The organism is Gordonibacter sp. RACS_AR68 (genome assembly GCF_030418485.1).
Lineage (GTDB): Bacteria > Actinomycetota > Coriobacteriia > Coriobacteriales > Eggerthellaceae > Gordonibacter > Gordonibacter urolithinfaciens.
This window is the reverse complement of record NZ_JAIPUP010000011.1, coordinates 23,216-30,696: the sequence shown is the minus strand read 5'-3', so window position 1 is coordinate 30,696 and position 7,481 is coordinate 23,216. Positions and strand designations below refer to the sequence as shown.

6 protein-coding genes are annotated in these 7,481 nt (G+C 52.2%); 1 reads left to right on the top strand and 5 read right to left on the bottom strand.

All coding sequences use genetic code 11. The features are described from left to right. Positions 1-279: 279 nt before the first annotated feature. From K9U15_RS14460 to K9U15_RS14440, 5 genes are all read right to left on the bottom strand, one after another. Positions 280-927 carry a molecular chaperone TorD family protein gene (locus K9U15_RS14460; RefSeq protein ID WP_301156495.1) on the bottom strand — a complete coding sequence of 216 codons (648 nt, stop codon included), beginning with the start codon at positions 925-927 and terminating at the stop codon, positions 280-282. A gap of 94 nt (positions 928-1,021) precedes the next feature. Continuing rightward, positions 1,022-1,879: a DmsC/YnfH family molybdoenzyme membrane anchor subunit gene (locus tag K9U15_RS14455; RefSeq protein ID WP_301156494.1), complete on the bottom strand. Its 858-nt coding sequence runs from the start codon at positions 1,877-1,879 to the stop codon at positions 1,022-1,024. 1 nt (position 1,880) lies between these two features. Continuing rightward, a complete protein-coding gene (locus tag K9U15_RS14450) occupies positions 1,881-2,498 on the bottom strand; it encodes a 4Fe-4S dicluster domain-containing protein (protein WP_301156491.1) in 618 nt (205 codons plus the stop codon). Positions 2,499-2,593: 95 nt separating this feature from the next. Continuing rightward, entirely contained in the window at positions 2,594-3,229 is a 636-nt protein-coding gene (locus tag K9U15_RS14445; RefSeq protein ID WP_301156489.1) for a DMSO/selenate family reductase complex B subunit, read from the bottom strand. A gap of 12 nt (positions 3,230-3,241) precedes the next feature. Continuing rightward, positions 3,242-5,647, bottom strand: a complete 2,406-nt coding sequence (locus K9U15_RS14440) for a DMSO/selenate family reductase complex A subunit (RefSeq protein WP_301156487.1) — start codon at positions 5,645-5,647, stop codon at positions 3,242-3,244. 214 nt (positions 5,648-5,861) lie between these two features. Here K9U15_RS14440 and K9U15_RS14435 point away from each other — a divergent pair, with 214 nt between their 5' ends. Then, positions 5,862-7,478, top strand: a complete 1,617-nt coding sequence (locus K9U15_RS14435) for a helix-turn-helix transcriptional regulator (protein ID WP_301156486.1) — start codon at positions 5,862-5,864, stop codon at positions 7,476-7,478. The last annotated feature ends 3 nt before the right edge of the window (positions 7,479-7,481 follow it).

Genomic DNA, 7,481 nt, shown 5'->3' with positions numbered 1-7,481 from the left:
GATACTGGGAGCTATAGGTAGCATTAGCACTGCGCCGGTGTCCGGTTCCAGCGACGACCAGCTGCGGAAGCCATGCATAGCTTCCGCAAGAGGATTATAAGTGAAACTACCTAGTAGAATATTGTTATAGGTTGCGTTATAGGACCCGCTCCTCGTATCGGCGGTGCCTGGCACCTGTAAGATTTTTTTGGCTCCTTCTTCGGAAGGGGCCTCTTTTTTGCATGGATCTTCTTGTTGGTTCTACTGCATATTCTTCCTAGCCTTTGAACGTCACAATAACTACCTGTAGTAGCGAGGATACTCAATGCTTAGCCCAGTTTGCTCTTTGAACCCCTCGAGTGAAGCGTCTGCAAGTACGGCAAGCTTCTGGTAAAAAGGATGGTCTGTTGCCCGCTGAAGTTGATTGAAGAAATGGTGAGACCACGTAAGAAGATGCTGCTCCAGGTACTCACGAAGAAGCTCAGGACGATAACGTGCTATATAGGCCATTTGGGCAAACATGAGACCGATATGATCCTCTGGAACCTTATCGTTCGTTTGCCTTTTGATGTCGTTCTTCCGCAACCATCGTTCTAATTCTATTTCAGTAATGCCAAACACGACGCAGTCGCGATCCATGTATACCGATCCCCACGGAGGAACTGGTCGTGCGGCGGGGCCAACGAACAGACGTCGATACTCCCATATAAAATCTTCCTTATCGTATTCGCTGGCACCACGTTTCATGGAGGTCAAACAATCAAAAGCAGTGTCGAAATCCACCACAAAGGGCCAATCTTGGGCAGCCACTTCCGGGTCGATGACAGAAATAGCTTCAAACATTGCCGAAGCATTCCCTAATTTCGGGTCTTCCATGAAAAACGGAGCAAGCGTAACACCTACAAATTCCAGACCTGTCAAAACCTCTTCACTTAATGGATCTGTCATTTTCCGTTTCTCCTTCAATTTCCATTCAAGAATCTCGAATCACTGCTGCCTTGCAGCCAAAGACTAGCAATATTGCTTTAGTTCACAGAACACACTACAACCCGATGGTCATGTAAATCTGATAAAACAAAACCCTTACAAGAAACGCTCCTAATAGAGCGATAACGATTGAGGTGATAACAAGCGTAAAACGAAACCTCTTCATAAGGCCTTCGCGAAGCAACACAGCAAAGGCAAGCCACACAGACGCAATGCAGGCTATTGCGTAAAAGCCTAGGGTTTCAACGTAATTGGGGGCAAGGTTGATAGCTTGCATCGTAAAAGAAGAGATGCTTGCCATTTCTTCTCGCAAGAGAGCCATTAACCCCAAAACACCCAGGCAGGACAAAGCGTAAAGTGTAAAAAGCGCAATGCCCCAATCTTTTGAGTGGGAGCCGGCAAGATGGTACGTTCCGCCTGCCAGCAAAGCACCCAGGCCAACCGCTCCGACAATGAGAGCCAACGGAGTGTAGCAGGTATCCCACGTCGGTATGGTCCTAATCGAATAGGCAATCGCGGTGAATCCTAGGGCCACCACGGCTGCTAAAGACGCAGCACTCAGCCACAGCTTAGTAACTCGCGGAGAAAGCGGCCTGCTTACGGAAATCATCCAATATGATCCCGCCAGGAACAAAAACACCAGAACAGCAATGACTTCGTTCGACAAGGGAGAACGACCGGTACCTGTTACTACATAAAGCGCGTTAGCTGGCGTGCCTAGATGCGCCGTTGAAGTAATGAAGCCGCTTAACACGAGAAAGAAAGGTATCGCAAACAAATAGTCATGTATTGTCCGCTTTTCGGAAGCTGCGTCAGCCAGGCTCATTATGGTCATAAAGACAAAAGCCATCATTCCAGCAGGGGAAAGCGTGGTGTAAATCGCAAGAGACAAGCTATCCATTTCATAAAGCAATCTAAAGCTCCCCCTCGTTTGCAATCCAACCGCCTTCTTCATCGGCCAGCAATGATGCAGGACATGGCTTTACATAGTAGTTCGGACTCGTAACGGAGGGGTCAGGTAAAGGAGGGACGTATCGGACTGCTTCCAGGTGCGCGGCAACCAATTCAGACTCGCTGCCGTACCAAAGTGCCCGAAGCGGACATGCTTCCACGCAAACGGGAAGTTTTCCTGCACCAACTCGATCGGTGCACCCATCGCACTTTGAGCTCTTCTTGGCTTGATAATCGAGAGAAGGTGCTCCATAGGGACAAGCCATGGCACAGTATCCGCAGCCGACACATTTTTTGTGATCGGGCCAGACGAAGCCTAGCTTGTCTCTATGCATGGCTCCTGTTGGGCAGACAGAAAGACATATGCCGTTATCACAGTGGGCGCATGCTAACGAAACGTGGTATACATAAACACCCTTTTGTACGGGAACGCTACTGGACCATTGCCAAGCACCGCCTTCGATATCGATTACTCTGCGATACGTGATACCAGGACCTAAATCGTGGTAATCCTTGCATGCCAACTCGCAGGTCTTGCAACCTGTGCAGGCAGTGCTATCAAAGTAGAATGCCTTTCCCATGAAAATACCACTTTGCTCAACAAAATCGTCCGCGATAAACAGTCGAACCCCGAAAAGCCACTTTCCGGGGTTCGACATAGATTAGCAGATGAGAACTACTTCGTCGCAATTTCCCATTCGTTCGCCACGAAGCCCTCGGTGTCGCCCGGCATCTTCGCGCTAGGGCAAAGCTCGATGGCGATGGAGGGATTCGTCAGATCGCCCGCCGGCATCGGGGCAATTCCGTCAACCGCGTCGGGATGAGCCGCACGCAGCTCGTCGATGGGGCCAAACTCCAGCGCACGGAGGGGGCAGGACTCTACACAGATGGGCTGTTTGCCCGCAGTGACAAGGTCGATACACATGTCGCACTTCACGCTCTTCTTGGTTTCTTCGTTGATGGTAGGAGCGCCATAAGGACAAACCTCAACGCAGGTGCCGCAGCCAATGCAGGTCTCTTCGTTACCGGAGATAACCGCACCAGTGGCCTCATCCTTTGTGATAGAGCCGGTCGGGCACTTCCCAAAGCAAGCCGGGTTCTCGCAGTGGTTGCAGGCCAGGGAAACGTGGTACATGAAAGCAGTGGTCTGGTAGGTGTTGTTCTCGCCCTTCGTCCAATTGCCGCCTTCATAGTCGTATACCTTGCGAAACGCTATTTCGGTAGATAGGTCCTTTTTGTCCTTGCAAGCCAGCATGCAGGTCTTGCAGCCCGTGCAACGAGTGCTGTCAAAATAAAAACCGTACTGAGTCATGATAGTACCACCTTACGCCTTCGACACCTGAACGATAATGGAGTGCGAGGGATTCGCCTTCGCCAACGGAGTCGGGTTAGGCATAAGGAGCGTGTTCACGCATCCACCATGGTCGATGCGGTCGCCATCCATGTCCGCGTCATGCCAAGCACCCTCGGGGATGCAAACCACACCGGGGATGACGCGCGGCGTCACGCGAGCCTCAATGCGAACCTCGCCGTGAGGGCTGCGTACGGCGACAATCTCGCCGTGCTCGATACCCCTTGCCTCAGCGTCAATCGGGTTGATCCACACCTGCTGGGTGTTGCACTGCTTGATAATCTCCATGAATCCGAAGGAAGAGTGCGTCCGCCCCTTGAAGTGATAGCCGGAGCACAGCAGCGGGTATTCCTCGTTGAGATCGGTATAGCCCTCGCGGCCGGGATCGAAAGCAGGGATGGGCAGGATAACATCGCGCTCTTCAAGATCCCAAGTGTCAGCAATCTCCTGGAGGGACTCGGAGTAAACCTCGATCTTGCCGGACGGCGTGGAGAGCGGATTCGCAGCAGGATCCTTGATGAACTCCTCAAGACCCACAACCGGAGCCATCTCGCGCTTGTAGAAACCTTCAGCCTTCAACGTCTCAAGGTCGGGTAGTTCGGAGTCGGCCTCCAAGGCCTTGCCGTACATGTGCTCGATCCATTGCTCATTGGTGCGGCCCTCGGTGAAGACCTCGCCCACGCCCATCTTCTCGGCTATGGCGGCGTTGATGTCATAGTTGAACTTAGCCTCGAAAGCCGGAGACTGTGCGGGCATGCCGTAGTTGACGCCCGTGTACCATTCCGCATAGCCGTTGGTGTCGAGGTTCTCGTGCTCAGCCCGCATGGCGTCAGGCAGGAGGATGTCGGCATACTTTGCGGAGTCGGTCAGCACCGTGTCGATGACGACGATGAACTCGCACTTGGTGTCGTCGACGAGAACGTCATGGGTGCCGTTGATGTCGCCATGCTGGTTGGTCAGGCAGTTGTTGGCGAACACCCACAGGAACTTGATGCCGGTGGACAACTTGTCGGCGCCGCGAACACCGTCGTGCAGGGTGGTCATCTCAGGTCCGTGATCGATGGCGTTGACCCACTCGTAGCAGGAGATGGAAGTCTTCACTGGGTTCTCGAGGCTGGGGACGAAGGAGACCGGGGCGATGGGGTTAGCCTCACGCAGACCCGTGTTCGTGCCCGGCTTGCCGACTTTACCGAGAACCATCGGCAGCATGCAGATGGCGCGCGTGGTCATTTCGCCATTAGAGTGGCGCTGGCTACTCCAACCCTGGGCGATGTAGGGAGCTTGCGCGTTCTCGAGCTTCTTGGCAATCTCGCGAATGCGAGCAGCCGGAATGCAGGTGATAGGCTCGGCCCATTCAGGGGTCTTCTCAACCATGTCGTAGCCGGTACCCATGATGTAGTCATAGTAGGACTTGTTCTTGCCCTTGGCGGACTCAGGCATGGTGTCCTCATTGAAGCCTACGCAGTAGGTGTTCAGGAAGTCCATGTCGGCCTTGCCGTCAACGATGATTTCGTGCACAAGTGCGGCAACGAGGGCAGCGTCGGTGCCGGTACGGATAGGCTGCCACTCGTCTGGGTGACCTGAAACGGACTCGCTCATGCGGGGGTCAATGTGCAGGATTTCAACACCCTTCTGCCTGATTTGGGAAAGCCAACGTGTGGAGTTCGCACCACCCATACGGGTCTCGGCCGGGTTGTTGCCGAACATGACCAAAAGGTCGGAATTGAGAGCCTCGCTCAAAGAGGAAGCGTACACCGGGTTGCCCGGACCCGCGTCAGGACCAAAAGTGTAGCGAATGCCCTCGACCATATTGGCGGTCGAGTAGTTGTTGTAGAAATCGAGGAAGCCACCGCAGCTGTTCATAAGGCGGGCCATAGTACCCGAAGTAATGGAGAAGTTTCCGTTGTCGTGCTTGATAGCGACAGCCTCGTTGCCGTAGGTATCAATGGTGTGCTTCAGCTTCTCGACAATGGTGTCAATGGCCTCATCCCAGCTGATGCGCTCGAACTTCGCCTCGCCGCGCTTGCCAACGCGCTTCATGGGATACTGGAGACGATCGGGATGGTTGATCCACCTTCTAATAGAGCGGCCGCGCAGACAAGCCCTGGCCTGGATGCCCTCCGCGTCTCCCTTGTTGTCGCTCTCGACATAGACGATTTTGCCGTCCTTCACATGGTACTGGAATATGCACCTGCCGCCGCAGTTCACATGGCATTGACCCCAAACGATTAGATCCTCAACAACCTCCTCGGAGGCCGTCTCCTGCTTGGGGCTACAACCGTAAAGCGAACCTGAACTCGCAACGCCTGCAACTGCAAGGCCCGCGAGTGATCCTTTGAGGAAAGTTCGCCTCGACAGAGTTGCTGCGTCCTTTTCCACAATTCCCTCCTTTTTTGCTTGTTTGATTTAAGTAAAACCACGTCTCTAAGATACGCTCGCACATAGGCTATCACATCCCACGATTGGTGGTATTTACGGAAAAGTCCATGTCAGACGCTTACAAGCCCTTGATCTTTGGAATGGTTGGTCCTTGCAAGTGTTGTATGATTAAAGGGGCCAACATCGCTTATATCGGATGTGCAAAGGGGCTGTTTTGAACTGTACAAAGCATATACTGAGCTCGACCATTGGCTTTGCGCTTTACTTATCTATTAATGCCATCTCCATTTGGGGAGGCTTCTTTCCCTTGCTGCCTCTTGAAGTTCAGACGACGGAAGTCCTCATTGCGTTTTTCGTATCTCAAGCACTTTCATTCGGCTGTGTCATCCTGCTGAGCGCTTCCCTGGCTTTCCGCGTTCCCAAACTTCTGCAGCGCACGAAACCCGGATTATACCCTGCCATCATATTCCTTGGTTCGGTTTTCATCATCCTTTCCATGTACTTCGAAGACTACACGCTTGCCCTCATAATAGCTGGAGGGTTTTTTCTCGGTGGTGGCTGCGCGGGACTTTTTACGTTGTGGCAAAGCATTTTTGCCGCGATGTCCACCGAGCGAAGCAATCTCACCCTTATCCTTGGAGCCATGGCGGCGCCCTTCGTCTATTCGGTGGTTAATCTGGCTCCAGAGGCAATTGCAGCGTTCCTCGTTCCCATGTTTCTTGCGCCTTTGTGCGGTACCTGCCTCACAATCGCCACGCATGAAGTCGATTTCAACCAGCCTATGTTTGAAGACAAGCCCACCGAGCACTCCGCTGTATACCATAGGGCAGTGAAAGACCATTGGCGTAGCGCCTTGTGCCTTGGTGCCCTTGGGTTTGTTAGTGGCATCGTTCGTGGTATAGCTGTTCTGAACGATGATATTATCTTTCTTGTCAATGAGGCCTCTCTCGTAGGCATGCTGATTTCGGCCGTAATTTTGCTCATAGCGTGTTGTCTCAGGTGGTTGAAGATTGATTTGACCGACATATTTCGCATTGTATATCCGGCGTTGATTGTCGGATTTCTTCTTGTGCCATTCCTGGGAGCCCAATACCTCACGGCCTTCGTCACGCTGACCTACTTCGCCTTTTCACTTATCCAGATGCTCATGATGATGCAGGTGGCGCAAATATCGCGCAACCGCGGTATCCACCCTGTTTTCATCTTTGGTCTTTTCGCGGGCATTGCTTACATAATGCAATCGATCGGGTTCATTGTGGGATGGTACGGGACCCTTCTGCCAGATCAACCCGCCTTGTCACTTTTCGGAATATCTCAGATTTCGACATTCATTCTCAGCATGTCGCTTTTTATTGCCATAGGGTCTTCATTCACAGATTTGCTTTCAAGGAATTCGATCTCGCTCGACTCAATAGAGCTGTTCCACTTTACGAACAACTCTTTTCTCTTGAAGGCCATTGAGGACAAAACTCAGTCAGCAGTGAAGCTTGCCGAGCGAACGAAACCAAAGCTCCCCACAGCATCTGCAGAACAGTCAAACAAACCTTGTCAAATTCGCCACAAAAAGGTTTCGCCTTCAGATGATACCGATGTGATGAGGGACATGATTTCGAAGCAGTGCCACATTCTCAAAGCGCGCTACGGACTTTCCATTCGAGAGCTGGAAATAGCAGAGCTACTTGTTCGCGGAAACACGGTGCCAGCCATTGCTACTAAGCTCTTTATCTCCGAACACACCGTTAAAACCCATAGCAAGCATATATACGCAAAATTGGGCATCCACAAGAAACAGGAACTTCTCGAGCTGGTTGAAGACATTCAAGTTCACTAGACC

Excerpts from the sequence above, each read along its gene's own strand:
- K9U15_RS14460 (WP_301156495.1), bottom strand. The coding sequence starts at position 927 with ATGACAGATCCATTAAGTGAAGAGGTTTTGACAGGTCTGGAATTTGTA.
- K9U15_RS14450 (WP_301156491.1), bottom strand. The coding sequence starts at position 2,498 with ATGGGAAAGGCATTCTACTTTGATAGCACTGCCTGCACAGGTTGCAAG.
- K9U15_RS14445 (WP_301156489.1), bottom strand. The coding sequence starts at position 3,229 with ATGACTCAGTACGGTTTTTATTTTGACAGCACTCGTTGCACGGGCTGC.